The following is a 14,130-nucleotide window of genomic DNA, read 5'->3' as shown; positions in this document are numbered from 1 at the left end:
AACCTCGCCCTTCGCGGCATCCGCAGTGTGCGTGGTGAACCACGCACACTGCGGGGCCGGCTCCGACGTTGACGGCCGGATTTCCGGGCCGCCTCGGGATTTTTCCGGGATGGCGTGACCGGGCATCGGCTGCCTTGCGGAACAGAGATTTCCGCCGGCGGCGCCGGGGCTGGGGCATCGACGCCACGGTCCTGTATTCAGACCCACATGCATCTTGACCATTGTATTTCCCGACCGGGTGGTCTTATGCTGTTCGGACGAACCGCATCGCGTGCTGTGCAGACGCGGTTACGTAAACGAGAGATTCACTGTCTCAGGCTAAGGCCGGTCCGGAACGCCCCCATGCGGGACTCGGTCGGCCCAAAGGGCGGCCATGTCGGTCCGCCTTGCCGGGGCAGGTGTGATAGACCCCAAAAGGGTCGCCCGAGCGCCAAGACCCGGTGCCGCATTCCGGACGGGTCGAGGTATGAAATGGGCAGGCCGGGCGTCGCAAGCGCCAGCGTCTGTCGGAGAAGAACCGCGATGACGCGCGCGCAAGTGATCGAGATCAGGACAGGCAGGGCACAGCCCCAGGCCTGCCGCGCCGCGTCTGACATCGCCCGGACAAGACACATTCGCACACGCGTCAGGCCCCCCGGGCCCGGCGCGTGTCTGCGCTTGTGCATCAAGGATCAATGGCTAAGAAAATGCTCATCGACGCCACCCACGCGGAAGAAACCCGCGTCGTGGTGGTGGACGGAAACAAGGTCGAGGAGTTCGATTTTGAATCCGAAAGCAAGCGCCAGCTAGCTGGCAACATCTACCTCGCCAAGGTGACGCGCGTGGAGCCGTCGCTGCAGGCGGCCTTCGTGGACTACGGCGGAAACCGTCACGGCTTCCTGGCGTTCTCGGAGATCCATCCCGACTACTACCAGATCCCCGTCGCCGACCGCGAGGCGCTGATGGAGGAAGAGCGCGCCTACGCCGAGGCGCAGCGTTCGCGCGATGAAGACGACGAGGTCGAGGACGACGGCGAGGCAGAGCCCGCGCCGAAGAAATCGCGTTCGCGCTCGCGTTCGCGGTCCTCTTCGTCCAAGACGCAGGCTGCCAAGGTCACGTCGGACGATCCGACCCAGTCGAAGGAACCCGGATCGAAGGACGAGGGCGAATCCCGCGAGATCAGCGGGATGGAGACCATCGACCTGGGCGCCGAGGACGGAGACGCGGCAGAGCTGGTCAGCGATACGCCGGCCGAAGTGACGCCGGAAGCGACCCTCGAGGCTGCCCCGGAAGAGATGCCCGCGGCCGAATCGGAGACGGTGGCCGCGGAAACGGCGCCCGATGCGACGGTTGCGGCCGAAGTCCCGGCAGAAGAAGTTCCGGCAGGGGAGGCCCCGGTCGAGGCTGCTGCCGAGACTGAGGAGACCCTGGCGGAAGTGGCCGTGGAAGAGGACGCTCCGGCGGAAGTATCGGAGGACGCGTCTTCAGAAAGCGCCGAAGAAGCCCCGGCCGCGGAAGCCGTGAATGGGGACGCTTCGGATGCTTCCGCCGATTCGCCGGACGAGGCCGAGGAAGACGACGGCAACGGCCGCCGGTCGGTCAGCCGTTCGCGCAAGCGCCGCAACGACGCCGCGTCCAAGGACGACACCATCGAGGCCGTCTCCGACGACGACGACCAGGAAGACATCCGCCCGACCCGCAAGCCGCGTCCGCGCCGCTACAAGATCCAGGAAGTCATCAAGGTCCGCCAGATCCTGCTGGTGCAGGTCGTCAAGGAAGAGCGGGGCAACAAGGGTGCCGCGCTGACCACCTACCTGTCGCTGGCCGGCCGCTATTGCGTCCTGATGCCCAACACCGCCCGTGGCGGTGGCATCAGCCGCAAGATCACCAATGCCGTCGACCGCAAGAAGCTGAAGGAAATCGCGGCCGAGATCGACGTGCCGAAGGGCGCGGGCCTGATCGTGCGGACCGCGGGCGCCAAGCGCACCAAGGCCGAGATCAAGCGCGACTACGAATACCTGCAGCGGCTGTGGGAACAGATCCGCGAGTTGACGCTGAAATCCATCGCGCCGGCCAAGATCTATGAAGAGGGCGACCTGATCAAGCGTTCGATCCGCGACCTTTACAATCGCGAGATCGACGAGGTCTTCGTGGAAGGCGAGCGGGGCTACCGCAACGCCAAGGACTTCATGAAGATGATCATGCCGTCCCACGCGAAGAATGTGAAGCAGTACACCGATCCGCTGCCGCTGTTCGCGCGTTACCAGGTCGAAAGCTACCTGGCGGCGATGTTCAACCCGACGGTTCAGCTGAAATCCGGTGGCTATATCGTCATCGGCGTGACCGAGGCGCTGGTCGCCATCGACGTGAACTCGGGCAAGGCGACCAAGGAAGCCTCTATCGAGGAAACAGCGCTGAAGACCAACCTGGAGGCCGCCGACGAGGTGGCCCGCCAGCTGCGCCTGCGCGACCTTGCCGGCCTGATCGTCATCGACTTCATCGACATGGACGAGCGCAAGAACAACGCCGCCGTCGAGAAGCGGATGAAGGACAGGCTGAAGTCGGACCGCGCGCGGATCCAGGTCGGCCGCATTTCCGGCTTCGGCCTGATGGAGATGTCGCGCCAGCGTCTGCGTCCGGGCATGCTGGAAGCCACGACCCAGCCCTGTTCGCATTGCCACGGCACGGGCCTGATCCGGTCGGACGACAACATGGCGCTGTCTATTCTGCGCCAGATCGAGGAAGAGGGCGTCCGCGGCCGCTCGCGCGAGGTTCTCGTGCGCTGCCCGGTGGGCATTTCCAACTTCCTGATGAACGCCAAGCGCGAGCATATCGAGCATATCGAGATGCGGTACGGCATGGCGGTCCGCGTGGAAGGCGATCCGCACCTGGTCAGCCCGGATTTCGAGATGGAGAAGTTCAAGCAGGCGACCCGTTCGGTTCCGGTGCCCTCGGCGCCGGTAGTGTCGGTGAACACGGCCCAGTTCGACCCTGAAGAACCCGAGATCGAGGAGATCGAGGAAGAACAGGACGTGGCCGAGACGCAGGAAACCGATACCGACACCGATACCGACACCGACAACGATGTCGACAACGGGTCCGACGATCAGCCGAAGAAGAAGAAGCGGCGTCGGCGTCGGCGTGGCCGGTCGAACAAGAACGGCGACCGTCAGAACGACGAGAACGGGGACGACGACGGCAACGACAACGATTCCGATGGGTCGGATGACGATGACGCCCCCGCCGAAGCCGCCCAGACTGCGGTAGAGGAAACGGCGGCCGAGGAAATTGCGGCAAAGGAAGCGGTGGTGGAAACGACCGCAGCCGATAGCGCTGATTCGGAAGCCGCACCGGCAGAAGCGGCACCGGCTCAAGCCGAGGCAGAGGCCGCCGAGGAAGAACCGAAGCCCAAGCCGCGTCGCCGCGCTTCGCGCAGCTCGTCCCGGAAGAAGAAGGATGCCGAGGCGGAAGCCGAGCCGGCACCGGTCGAGGCAGAGGCCGCCGATACTCCGGCTGCAGGAGTGGCAGAAGCCGAAGCGGCTCCGGCTATCGCCGAAGCGGCACCGGTCGTGGTTGCTGCCGAGGCCGTAAAGGCGGAGGACGCTTCCGCTGCCGAGGAGACCGTCGCGGTAGAGGCTGTCGTGGAAGAGGCTGTCGCCGAAGCACCGGTCGCAGAGGAACCTGCAACGGACGCCGCCGAGGAACCGGTCGCCGAAGTGCAGCCGGCAGCCGAGGCAGAGACGACCGAAGCCGAGACCGAAGAAACCGAAACGGCCGAAACCGAAACGGCCGAAGCGGAAACGGCCGAGCCCGAAACGGTGGCGGCGGAGCCTGCGAATGACGAACCGGCCAAGCCCAAGCGGCGGGGCTGGTGGTCGCTGGGCTGAGCCTGACGCCTTGAGGACGAAAATTGCGGCTGGCCGGCACCGGGAGGTGGCCGGCCAGTCTGCTTTCTTGGGCAGGGCTGCAGAGGACTGGAAGGAGGGCTAGCCGCCCTTGCGGATCAGGTAGACCTGACGCCCGCCGTCCTCGTCCTGTGACAGAAGGGCATGGCCGGCCTCGGCGCAGAAATGCGGGACATCGATGATGGCGGCGGGATCGTCCGCCTCCATCCTCAGCACGGCGCCGTAGGGCAGGGCCTGAAGCCGCTTGCGGGCCTTCAGGACGGGCAGGGGGCACAGAAGGCCAGTGGCATCCAGGTGATCGGCAATCTCGGTCATGGGCTCGGCATAGATCCTTTCCCCGCGTCCGTGAAGCGGGTTTCGCGGTCGGCATGGGCTGCGATGTTTCGCCCTGTCCACGGCCTTGTGACCGGCAGCCGCGTGACGGCGCCCGGGCTTTGGCCTAAGGCTTTATCCATGTTCGGAATCGACATCTTCGACGCGGCCCTTCTGCCGGCGATGCTGGTGGCGCTGGTGGCTGGGGTCATCAGCTTCCTCAGCCCCTGCGTCTTGCCCATCGTGCCGCCTTACCTGGCCTACATGAGCGGCGTCAGCCTGAACGACATGACGACCGAGGCGGCGGCCCGCAGGCGCGCCACCTGGACGGCCCTGTGCTTCGTGCTGGGCCTGTCGACGGTGTTCCTGTTCCTGGGTTTCACCGCATCCGCCCTTGGACACTTCTTCCTGAAGAATCAGGAACTGTTCGCCAAGATATCGGGTGGGGTGGTCATCATCTTCGGCCTGCATTTCCTGGGCGTCTTTCGGATCCCGATCCTGGACCGCGAGGCGCGGCTGGATGCGGGTGAAAGCGGCGGATCGGCCCTTGGCGCCTATGTGCTGGGTCTGGCCTTCGCCTTTGGCTGGACGCCCTGCATCGGCCCGCAGCTGGGCGCGATCCTGTCGCTGGCCGCCTCGGAATCTTCCGTCGCGCGGGGCACGGTGCTGCTGGCGGTCTATGCCGCGGGGCTGGGCCTGCCATTCCTGCTGGCGGCAATGTTCATCGGCCGCTCGATGGAGCTGATGAATCGCATGAAGCGCCACATGAAGCTGATCGAACGGATCATGGGGGGGCTTCTGCTCTTGGTGGGCGTGGCGCTGGTGACGGGCGTCTTCACCCGGTTCAGCTTCTGGCTACTCGAAACCTTCCCGGGCCTGGCGACGCTCGGCTGACCGGCGCGCCCGGCCGCCGCGGCGCCGGGTCAGGCTGGCGGCGCGGGTCGGCAGTTCTTTCATCAGGCCTGCGCGTTCTTCGTCGGTCAGAAGCGACCACCGGCCGATTTCCTCGCCCGTGCGATAGCAGCCGATGCAGATCTTTTCTTCGGGGTGCAGGACGCAGACTCGCACGCAAGGAGAGGCGATTTCCTTCCGGGACCAGACCTCCTCCTTCGCGCTTCGTCCGCGTCGGGTCATGACCGCAGAACCCGCAGACGATCCAGCGCGCCCTGCAGGATGTAGCCGGCGGCGACATGGTCGATCACCTCGGCCCGGCGACGGCGCGAGGTGTCGGCCTCCAGCAGAGCGCGTTCGGCAGCGACGGTGGACAGGCGTTCGTCCCAGAAGCCGATGGGAATGTCGGTCTTGCGCGACAGGTTCAGGGCGAAGGCGCGCGTCGACTGGCAGCGGGGCCCTTCGGACCCGTCCATGTTCCGTGGCAGGCCCAGGACGACGCCGCCGATCTGGCGGTTGGCAATGATCTTCAGCAGTGCCTCGGCATCCAGCGTGAACTTCTTCCGCCGCACCGTTTCCAGCGGCGAGGCCACGGAATGGAATAGGTCCGACACCGCCACGCCGATCGTCTTGTCGCCCAGATCCAGCCCCATCAGCGCGCGGCCGGTGGGGATGTTTTCGGCAAGGGTTTCAAACGGGTCGAAGATCACTCTGCACCCTCCGGCAGGCCCGCGCTGGCATCGCCGATCAGGCCAAGGGCGGCCGGATCGCCGGCAAAGACGCCCATTGCCTCGTCCCGGATGGCGATGGCGCGTTGGGTATCTCCCAGAACGCCCAGGGCGCGGATCAGCTGCGCCCATTGTTCGGGCGGCCCGCCTTCGGTCGCCAGCCGTTCCGACAGGTTGTTGACCATGCCCTCGATCATCGCGCCGCGGTCTTCGTCCGACATGCCGGCCGTGGCTTCGACGTCGGCGGCGGTCGGCCCGCGGGTGACGGCATCGCCCAGCGGCGGCAGGCTGTAATCGACGCCGGCGCGCATCGCGACCTCTTCGATCTGGGCGCGGATCGGCGGGGTCCAGGGGGCGTCGGGGGTGCTGTCTTCCAGAAGCTGCTCCCACAGGCGGAAGGCCAGGTCGGGCCGGCCGGTCTGAAGCTGCATCAGGCCCCAGTAGTATCGCGCGGCCCCGTTCTGCGGATCGGCGGCCAGGGTGCGGCGCAGCTCGGCCTCGGCCTCGGGCGAGACATAGCCGCCGGCGGCCCGGATCAGCAGACCGGCCTGGGTCGCATGATCGGCCGCCGTGGCCTCGGCCCCTTTCAGCGCGATCAGCCGTGCCTGCGCCTGATGGGCGGCGACGAAATTGCCCAGATTGGCCTCGTGCCGGGCCAGAAGGGCCTGGCCTTCCGGGTCGTCGGGCCGTTCGGCGGTGGTCGCGCGCAGGCGTTCGATCAGGTCGCGATAATCGCCCGTCACCTCGACCATGGGGGGCGAGGGCGGGGTCGCTTCCTCGGCCGCCGCCTGGTTCGGACGGGACCGGCGGGCAATCTCGGCCATCGCGATCCGGTGTTTCAGCGACAGGTCGCCGTAACCCGGCGCGCCCAGATCCTCGTAAAGCCAGAGGCTGCCGCCCACGACTGCCACGACCACGGCGGCAATGCCGGCCCGGGTGGCCCAGACCGGGCCGCGCGATGCGTCGCTTTCCGATTGTGCCGCGGTGTCGGCGGCCAGGATCCGGCGCGAGATTTCGGTCCGGACCCGGTTCGCCTGGCCCTCGGCGATAATGCCGCGGGCCAGGTCGCGATCCACCTCTTTCAGCTGGGCGCGATAGACTTCCAGATCATAGGCGGCGGCAGGGCCTTCGGTCCGGCGTGGGCGCAAAACCGCCAATGCAAGAAGTGCGGCCGATACCAGGGCCAGGCCGATGCATACGATCCAGAATGTCATTGCCTCTCCGTCCACTTCGCCTTCTGCACGCCGCCAGACCGGGGCCGGAACGGGGCCGACACGGGTGCCAATCGTCTACAGATGGCGACTTGGGGACGAAAGGGCAAATGACGAAGGCGCAGGATGTCGCAAGCGGTCGATATTGTGGCGTCCTTCTTCATCGGTCAATCTCGGGACGGCGCTAGAACCCGACTGGGTCGGGGGCAGCGCCCTGCCTTTCGCCCGACCTGTCCGTGTGCTGGAGCCCGCCCGAATGAAACGCTATTCCGCCTTTGCCATCGCGCGCGAGGGTTTCCGAGCCCACAAGGGCTGGGACCGCGCGTGGACCGCGCCTGAACCCCGCAAGAACTATGACGTGATCATCGTCGGCGCCGGCGGTCACGGGCTGGCCACGGCCTATTACCTGGGACGCAATTTCGGCATCACCAATGTCGCCATCCTGGAAAAGGGCTGGCTGGGCGGCGGCAATACCGGCCGGAACACGACCATCATCCGGTCGAACTATCTGCAGGATCCGTCGGCCGCGATCTATGAAAAGGCGCGCAGCCTTTACGAGACGCTGAGCCAGGACCTGAACTACAACGTCATGTTCTCGCCCCGCGGGCTGATCATGCTGGCCCAGACCCATCACGAAGTCCGCGGCTATCAGCGCACGGCCCACGCCAACAAGCTTCAGGGCGTCGACACCGAATGGATCAGCCCGACCCGGGTCAAGGAGCTGTGCCCGATCATCGAACTGAAGGGCCCGCGCTATCCGGTTCTGGGCGGCCTGTATCAGGAACGCGGCGGCACGGCGCGCCATGACGCGGTGGCCTGGGGCTATGCCCGGGCGTGCTCGGCCATGGGCATGGACATCATCCAGAACTGCGAAGTGACCGGCATTCGCACCGAGGCTGGCCGCGTCCGCGGCGTGTCGACCACAAAGGGCGAGATCGACTGCCAGAAACTGGGCATCGTGGTCGCCGGTCATTCCGGCGTGCTGGCGCAGATGGCAGGCTTTCGCCTGCCCATCGAAAGCGTGGCGCTTCAGGCGCTGGTGTCCGAACCGATCAAGCCCTGTATGGACGTGGTCGTCATGGCCAACACCGTCCACGGCTACATGTCGCAATCCGACAAGGGCGAAATGGTGATTGGTGGCGGTGCCGACGGTTTCAACAATTACACCCAGCGCGGGTCGTTCCACCATATCGAGGAAACCGTTCGGTCCCTGATCGAAACCTTCCCCATGGTGTCGCGCCTGAAGATGCTGCGCCAGTGGGGCGGGATCGTCGACATGACCGGCGACCGCTCTCCCATCCTGTCGAAGACGCCGGTGGACAACATCTTCATCAACTGCGGCTGGGGCACCGGCGGCTTCAAGGCGATCCCGGGCTCGGGCTGGGGCTTTGCCGAACTGATGGCCACGGGCGAAAGCGCGCTGTGCGAGGCCTTCTCGCTCGACCGTTTCCGCGCGGGCCGTTTCATCGACGAAAGCGTCGCCGCGGGGGTGGCGCACTGATGAACCGTTTCGGCGCGTTTCCATCCCCTTCGGGCCCCGTTCCCCTGCCGGAAACGGAAGGGCAGGACAGCCTTCGCGCCCTTGTTGCGGCCAATTGCTCGCATGCGAACGGGAACACTCTGCCTGCATACCGCGTTCACTCTGCAACCATCAGCAGTTGTAGGAGAAGCGCATGTCAGACCAGACACAGCACAGTGCTCGCGGCCCCTCGTTCATGGCCTTCGTCCTGGGCGGGGTCGTCGTTGCCGTCCTGGCCCTGGGCTATCTCGTCTTCACCGGCGATATGCCGTCCGACGACCGGCCGGATATCCGGATCGAGCTGCCGGGTGGCAATGCCATCACCGGCGAAGTCGACACGTCCGGCGACAACTGATCCGCTGACTTCACGACCCCGGATCGGAACCGAAGGGGGCTGGCACTGCGTGTGCCCGTCCCCTTTGGCACGTATGGGGGCCCTGTGATGGCCTATTCCCAGCAACACGCAGACACGATGCGCGCCGATTTCGCGGCGCAGCCCGCCGCCGGGGCCGGATTGTCCGAACGGAAGATGTTTGGCGGCCTCTGCTTCCTGCTGCGCGGCAACATGCTGGGCGGGATGATTAAGGACGGCGCGATCTACCGCCCCGGCAAGACGGCCGAAGCGCAGGCGCTGGCGCTGGTCGGAACCCGCCCGGCGCAGATGGGCGCCCGCACCATGACTGGCTTCGTCCGTCTGTCCGCCGACGGCTTTGCCGATAAACCCACCCGCCTGACATTGACCCGAATGGCGCTGGCCAATGCGGCCGGCCTGCCGCCGAAGGAGACGTAAGACATGCTGATCCTCACCTGTCCCTATTGCGGCGTCGCGGCCGACGAAACGGAACTGACCCCGGGTGGCGAGGCGCACCTGACCCGCGAAGCGCCGGGCAGCGACGATGCCGCCTTCGAGGCCTACCTGTTCCAGCGGGAAAACCCCAAGGGCGTCCATTTCGAACGCTGGCGGCACAGTTATGGCTGTGGCAAGTGGTTCCACGCCGCCCGCTGCACCCAGACCCTGCAGGTCTACGGCACCTATCCCGCCCAGACCTCGGCGCCGCCTCAGGCCATCTGCGACAAGATCAGCGGCGCGCGCCCCGGCTGGTCGTGGAGGCTCTTCGGATGATGCGCCTCCCGCTTCTTCTCTTTCCAAATACTCCCCTTCACCGCCACGGCCGGGACCGCACGACATGAGTTACCGCCACAACGACAGCGGCCGTCTGATCGACCGCAGCCAGACGCTGACCTTCACCTTCGACGGCAAGACCTTCACCGGTCACCCGGGCGACACGCTGGCCTCGGCCCTTCTGGCCGGGGACCGGATGCTGGTCGGCCGGTCCTTCAAGTACCACCGGCCGCGGGGCATCGTGGCCTCGGGCGTGGAAGAACCGAACGCGCTGGTGAACATGGGCCATGGCAACCGGATGGAGCCGAACCAGCGCGCCACCACGACCGAGCTTTTCGACGGGCTTACCGCCGTGTCGCAGAACCGCTGGCCGACGCTGGACAGCGACATCGGTGCCATGAACGCGGCCATCGCGCGGTTCCTGCCGGCGGGTTTCTACTACAAGACCTTCCTGTGGCCGCGCGCCTTCTGGAAGAACGTCTACGAACCCTTCATCCGCCAGTCCGCGGGCCTGGGCCGCGCACCGACCGAGGCCGATCCGGACTCCTATGAACATTTCCATGTCCACACCGACGTCCTGGTCGTGGGCGGCGGTGTCGCGGGCCTGGCGGCCGCGAAGGCCGCCGCCGCGACGGGGCTGAAGGTGCTGGTGCTGGAACAGACCCATTACTGGGGCGGCCGCACCCCGGTCGACGGGGGCAAGATCGACGGGATGCCCGCGCAGGAGTGGATCGATGCCACGGTCGCCGAACTGGAGGCGATGCGGAACGTCACCCTGCGGACCCGCACCATGGGCGCGGGCGTCTACGACCACGGCTATGCCCTGGGCTACGAACGCCTGACCGACCATGCGCCCGATGCAGAAGGCCCGCGCCACCGCCTGTGGCGGATCCGCGCCAGACAGATCGTGACCGCGACCGGCGCCATCGAACGGCCGCTGGCTTTTGCCGGCAACGACGTGCCGGGCGTCATGCTCGCCTCGGCCATGCGCGACTATCTGGTCAACTGGGGCGTGGTCCCCGGCCAGCGGATCGTCGTCGCCACCAACAACGACGACGGCTATCGCACCGCGATCGTGCTGAAGAAGGCGGGCCTCGACGTCCTGCGCATCCTCGACGCGCGCGAGGCCGGGGGCGGCGCCCTGATGCAGGAAGCCCGCGATCTGGGCCTGCGCATCGACTGCGGGCGCGGCATCGGCAAGGTGTCCGGCGGCAAACGGGTGAAGAAGGTCCAGATCTGTGTGACCACCGGCACCGGCGGCGCGATGGAGGCGCTGGACTGCGACGCCGTGGCCATGGCGGGCGGCTGGTCCCCGGTCGTGCACCTGTGGTCCCATTGCGGCGGCAAGCTCGTGTGGGACGACGCCCAGGCCCATTTTCGCCCCGATCCCGCAAAGGCGCCCACCGGCGCCGACGGTCTGCCCTTCGTCACCACCGCGGGCAGTGCCAGCGGGCCGATGGCGCTGGGATCGGTCCTGCAGGACGGGGCCGCGGCCGGCACCCGCGCTGCCAAGGCCGCCGGCGGCAAGGGCCGCGCGCCCAAAGTGCCGGTTGCCGAAGACGTCGAAGAGGCCGCGATGCTGCCGGTCTGGCAGATGCCGGCCAGGGCGGAATACCGGCTGAAGTCGAAAAGCTGGCTGGATTTCCAGAACGACGTCAAGGTCTCCGACGTCGAGCTGGCCGCCCGCGAAGGGTTCGAAAGCGTCGAACATACCAAGCGTTACACCACGCTGGGCATGGCGACCGACCAGGGCAAGCTGTCGAACATCAACGGTCTGGCGGTTCTGGCCGGGGCGCTGCAGAAGCCCATCCCGCAGGTCGGCACCACGACGTTCCGTCCGCCCTATACGCCGATTTCCATCGGCGCCATCGGCGGTTCGGCACGCGGCGACATCTTTCAGCCGGTCCGCATGACACCGATGCACGCCTGGCACGACGTTCACGGCGCCGACTGGGAACCGGTCGGCCAGTGGCGGCGGCCCTATGCCTATCCGCAGCAGGGCGAGAAGGTCGAAGAGGCCGTCCAGCGCGAGGTCACGAATACCCGTGACAACGTGGGCCTGCTGGACGCGTCGACGCTGGGCAAGATCCTGGTCAGGGGGCCGGACGCGGGTCGCTTCCTCGACATGCTCTATACCAACATGATGAGCACGCTGAAGGTCGGCCGCTGCCGCTATGGCCTGATGTGTTCGGAAAACGGCTTTCTGATCGATGACGGTGTCGTGGCACGTGTGGGCGAGGACGCCTGGCTGTGCCACACGACCACCGGCGGGGCCGACCGGATCCATGCCCATATGGAGGAATGGCTTCAGACGGAATGGTGGGACTGGAAAGTCCACGTCGCCAACCTGACGGAACAATATGCCCAGATCGCGGTCGTCGGCCCCAAGGCCCGACAGCTGTTGGAAAGCCTGGGGGGCATGGATCTGTCGGCGGAAACGCTGCCCTTCATGGCCTGGGCCGATGGCGAACTGGGCGGGATCGGTGTGCGGGTCTACCGGATCTCGTTCTCGGGCGAGCTCAGTTTCGAAATCGCGGTGCGCGCGGGGCAGGGCCTGGCGCTGTGGGAAAAGCTGGTCGAGGCTGGCAAGGCCTTCGGAGTGATGCCCTATGGCACCGAGGCGCTGCACATCATGCGGGCCGAAAAGGGCTTTATCATGATCGGGGATGAAACCGACGGCACCGTGATTCCGCAGGATCTGGGGCTGGACTGGGCGATTTCCAAGAAGAAGACCGACTACCTGGGCAAGCGCGCGCAGGAACGCAGCCACATGACCGACCCGACCCGCTGGAAGCTGGTGGGGCTGGAGACCGAGGACGGATCCGTCTTGCCGGACGGCGCTTATGCCGTGGGGCGGGGCAAGAACGCCAACGGTCAGCTGGTGACGCAGGGCCGCGTGACGTCCAGCTATCACTCGCCGACACTGGGGCGGGGCATCGCCATGGGGCTGGTCCTGCACGGGCCCGATCGCATGGGCGAGGTGCTGGAATTCCCCGGCACCGACGACAAGGTCTATCGCGCGAAGATCGTGAATCCGGTCTTCTTCGATCCCGAAGGGGCAAAGCAGAATGTCTGAGATCGCTTCCGTCACCGCGCTGAACGGCGCCCGCTACGACGGCATCGTCGAAGTGGCCGAGATGCCGCTGCAGGGCATGATCACGCTGCGCGGCAAACTGGGTGCTGCGCCGGTCAAGAACGCGGCCATCGGCATCGGCGGCGTCGACATGCCCGACGACGGCATGATCTCGGTCCAGGGGGACCGGGCCATCGCCTGGATGTCCCCGGACGAACTTCTGATCTTCTGTGCCTATGACGAGGTGGGCGTCGCCCTGACCGCGATGGAAAGGACGCTGGACGGCAGCTTTGCCATGGCGGTCGACGTGTCGGACGCCCGCGCGATGTTCCGGCTGGAAGGCGCCGCTGTGCGCGACGTGCTGGCCAAGCTGACCCCGGCCGACATGTCGGTTCAGGGCTGCCCCCCGGGCCGGATGCGCCGCACCCGGCTGGCGCAGGTGGCCGCCGCCATCTGGCTGACGGGCGAGACGACGGCCCATATCGTCTGCTTCCGGTCTGTCGCGCCCTATGTCTTCGGGCTTCTGTCCACGGCCGCCCAGCCGGGATCCGACGTCGGATATTACTGAAGACCTGCGGGCGCCGCTTTCCCTTGCGGCGACCGCGTTCATTTCGCCTTGTTAAAATCTCCATAGGGTTGCAACCTGTTCCCGTTATCGTGTCGGGGGTGGGTTCAAATCGTTTTGTGGTTCGATCTGGTTTTTTCCTGAGGAAAGGCGAGGTCGAGTTGCAGTTGCAAGGCGATCGTGCGGCGAAGGGACTAGACCTTTGGCTGCGCCGGTCAGCACATCTGATTTCGGAAATCTGGAAATAGGATCGCGTGCTGGTTGTGATGTGGATCGTGTCGCCGGGCTGTGCCGGGCGGCCGCCCGGCACAGGTGCGCCAAAGTCGCCCGACATGACGTGATAGCCCCAAGCAGGATCCGGTGCCCCTACCGGGAGGGAGAGAGACAAGATGAAGATCAGGATGCTTTTGGCCGCCGGCCTGATGGTCATGGCCTCGACCGCAGTTGCCGAGGACATTGTTTACAAGTGTGAAATCAAGCCCGGGACGCAATACGGCTGGATCCCGGAAACTCTATTCCTGTCCTTCAATCGAACCCAGAACTGGGCCTGGGTCTATGACGCTTATGTCAAGAATGACATCGGCAAGCCGATGGAGGCCAAGCTTCGGGAAAGGGACGCGAAGTCCATCAAGCTGGACTGGTCTGTCGATAACGTCCCGAACAGCAGCAAAACGGATCTGAGGGTGGACTTCTTCCTGGTGTTCTGGCCCGGCACAGGCAAGATCCTGGTCCAGAGCATCGTCCGGGGCTACGACATGCAGAACAATGGCCACGGGATCTGTGCGCCGTACAAGGAGAAGTAGCGGACCTATTCGCCGGAAATG

At 66.1% G+C, this 14,130-nt stretch carries 13 protein-coding genes; 9 read left to right on the top strand and 4 right to left on the bottom strand.

The window, feature by feature from the left end:
- The first annotated feature begins 674 nt into the window (after positions 1–674).
- Entirely contained in the window at positions 675–3,866 is a 3,192-nt protein-coding gene (locus FQK05_RS03940) for an Rne/Rng family ribonuclease (protein WP_158964549.1), read from the top strand.
- 99 nt (positions 3,867–3,965) lie between these two features.
- Here the strand turns inward: FQK05_RS03940 and FQK05_RS03935 are convergent, their stop codons facing one another.
- Positions 3,966–4,199, bottom strand: a complete 234-nt coding sequence (locus tag FQK05_RS03935) for a sulfurtransferase TusA family protein (protein WP_158964548.1) — start codon at positions 4,197–4,199, stop codon at positions 3,966–3,968.
- Between the two features lie 138 nt (positions 4,200–4,337).
- Between FQK05_RS03935 and FQK05_RS03930 the strand changes: the two genes are divergently transcribed.
- Positions 4,338–5,090 carry a cytochrome c biogenesis CcdA family protein gene (locus FQK05_RS03930; protein WP_158964547.1) on the top strand — a complete coding sequence of 251 codons (753 nt, stop codon included), beginning with the start codon at positions 4,338–4,340 and terminating at the stop codon, positions 5,088–5,090.
- On the opposite strand, the gene FQK05_RS03925 is transcribed toward FQK05_RS03930, so the two are convergent.
- Genes FQK05_RS03925 through ccmI form a run of 3 tightly spaced genes read right to left on the bottom strand, consistent with a single transcriptional unit; the run spans position 5,052 to position 7,029 of the window.
- Positions 5,052–5,330, bottom strand: a complete 279-nt coding sequence (locus tag FQK05_RS03925; protein ID WP_158964546.1) for a DUF1289 domain-containing protein — start codon at positions 5,328–5,330, stop codon at positions 5,052–5,054. The genes FQK05_RS03930 and FQK05_RS03925 overlap by 39 nt on opposite strands.
- A complete protein-coding gene (gene ruvX / locus FQK05_RS03920) occupies positions 5,327–5,797 on the bottom strand; it encodes a Holliday junction resolvase RuvX (RefSeq protein ID WP_158964545.1) in 471 nt (156 codons plus the stop codon). The genes FQK05_RS03925 and ruvX overlap by 4 nt, the downstream gene beginning before the upstream one ends.
- Positions 5,794–7,029, bottom strand: coding sequence for a c-type cytochrome biogenesis protein CcmI (ccmI, locus tag FQK05_RS03915; RefSeq protein ID WP_158964544.1), 1,236 nt, complete (start codon positions 7,027–7,029; stop codon positions 5,794–5,796). Before ccmI ends, ruvX begins: the two co-directional genes overlap by 4 nt.
- Before the next feature lie 253 nt (positions 7,030–7,282).
- On the opposite strand from ccmI, the gene FQK05_RS03910 reads away from it, so the two are divergent.
- The 7 genes from FQK05_RS03910 to FQK05_RS03880 all read left to right on the top strand — a co-directional run bounded on the left by FQK05_RS03910 (position 7,283) and on the right by FQK05_RS03880 (position 14,109).
- The gene (locus FQK05_RS03910) at positions 7,283–8,527 is read left to right on the top strand and encodes a sarcosine oxidase subunit beta family protein (RefSeq protein WP_158964543.1); all 1,245 of its coding nucleotides are present in this window, start codon (positions 7,283–7,285) and stop codon (positions 8,525–8,527) included.
- 172 nt (positions 8,528–8,699) lie between these two features.
- Complete coding sequence (locus FQK05_RS03905; protein ID WP_158964542.1) at positions 8,700–8,900, top strand: hypothetical protein; 201 nt, start codon at positions 8,700–8,702, stop codon at positions 8,898–8,900.
- Between the two features lie 87 nt (positions 8,901–8,987).
- Complete coding sequence (locus FQK05_RS03900; protein WP_158964541.1) at positions 8,988–9,335, top strand: TfoX/Sxy family protein; 348 nt, start codon at positions 8,988–8,990, stop codon at positions 9,333–9,335.
- A 3-nt stretch (positions 9,336–9,338) separates the two neighbouring features.
- Positions 9,339–9,668 (top strand): sarcosine oxidase subunit delta, encoded by a 330-nt coding sequence (locus tag FQK05_RS03895; protein ID WP_158964540.1) that lies wholly within the window; start codon positions 9,339–9,341, stop codon positions 9,666–9,668.
- 64 nt (positions 9,669–9,732) lie between these two features.
- On the top strand, positions 9,733–12,744 hold the full coding sequence (locus FQK05_RS03890) for a sarcosine oxidase subunit alpha family protein (protein WP_158964539.1): 3,012 nt from the start codon (positions 9,733–9,735) through the stop codon (positions 12,742–12,744).
- Positions 12,737–13,309 (top strand): sarcosine oxidase subunit gamma, encoded by a 573-nt coding sequence (locus tag FQK05_RS03885; protein ID WP_158964538.1) that lies wholly within the window; start codon positions 12,737–12,739, stop codon positions 13,307–13,309. The genes FQK05_RS03890 and FQK05_RS03885 overlap by 8 nt, the downstream gene beginning before the upstream one ends.
- A 386-nt stretch (positions 13,310–13,695) precedes the next feature.
- Positions 13,696–14,109 carry a hypothetical protein gene (locus FQK05_RS03880; protein ID WP_158964537.1) on the top strand — a complete coding sequence of 138 codons (414 nt, stop codon included), beginning with the start codon at positions 13,696–13,698 and terminating at the stop codon, positions 14,107–14,109.
- The last annotated feature ends 21 nt before the right edge of the window (positions 14,110–14,130 follow it).

The sequence above is a fragment of the Chachezhania sediminis genome (assembly GCF_009765275.1).
Classification (GTDB): Bacteria; Pseudomonadota; Alphaproteobacteria; order Rhodobacterales; family Rhodobacteraceae; genus Chachezhania; species Chachezhania sediminis.
The sequence above is the reverse complement of the archived record's forward strand: the minus strand, read 5'-3'. Positions and strand labels throughout refer to the sequence as shown.

Excerpts from the sequence above, each read along its gene's own strand:
- FQK05_RS03890 (WP_158964539.1), top strand. The coding sequence starts at position 9,733 with ATGAGTTACCGCCACAACGACAGCGGCCGTCTGATCGACCGCAGCCAG.
- FQK05_RS03935 (WP_158964548.1), bottom strand. The coding sequence starts at position 4,199 with ATGACCGAGATTGCCGATCACCTGGATGCCACTGGCCTTCTGTGCCCC.
- FQK05_RS03925 (WP_158964546.1), bottom strand. The coding sequence starts at position 5,330 with ATGACCCGACGCGGACGAAGCGCGAAGGAGGAGGTCTGGTCCCGGAAG.
- FQK05_RS03930 (WP_158964547.1), top strand. The coding sequence starts at position 4,338 with ATGTTCGGAATCGACATCTTCGACGCGGCCCTTCTGCCGGCGATGCTG.
- FQK05_RS03880 (WP_158964537.1), top strand. The coding sequence starts at position 13,696 with ATGAAGATCAGGATGCTTTTGGCCGCCGGCCTGATGGTCATGGCCTCG.
- FQK05_RS03885 (WP_158964538.1), top strand. The coding sequence starts at position 12,737 with ATGTCTGAGATCGCTTCCGTCACCGCGCTGAACGGCGCCCGCTACGAC.
- FQK05_RS03905 (WP_158964542.1), top strand. The coding sequence starts at position 8,700 with ATGTCAGACCAGACACAGCACAGTGCTCGCGGCCCCTCGTTCATGGCC.
- FQK05_RS03900 (WP_158964541.1), top strand. The coding sequence starts at position 8,988 with ATGGCCTATTCCCAGCAACACGCAGACACGATGCGCGCCGATTTCGCG.
- FQK05_RS03940 (WP_158964549.1), top strand. The coding sequence starts at position 675 with ATGGCTAAGAAAATGCTCATCGACGCCACCCACGCGGAAGAAACCCGC.
- FQK05_RS03910 (WP_158964543.1), top strand. The coding sequence starts at position 7,283 with ATGAAACGCTATTCCGCCTTTGCCATCGCGCGCGAGGGTTTCCGAGCC.
- ccmI (WP_158964544.1), bottom strand. The coding sequence starts at position 7,029 with ATGACATTCTGGATCGTATGCATCGGCCTGGCCCTGGTATCGGCCGCA.
- FQK05_RS03895 (WP_158964540.1), top strand. The coding sequence starts at position 9,339 with ATGCTGATCCTCACCTGTCCCTATTGCGGCGTCGCGGCCGACGAAACG.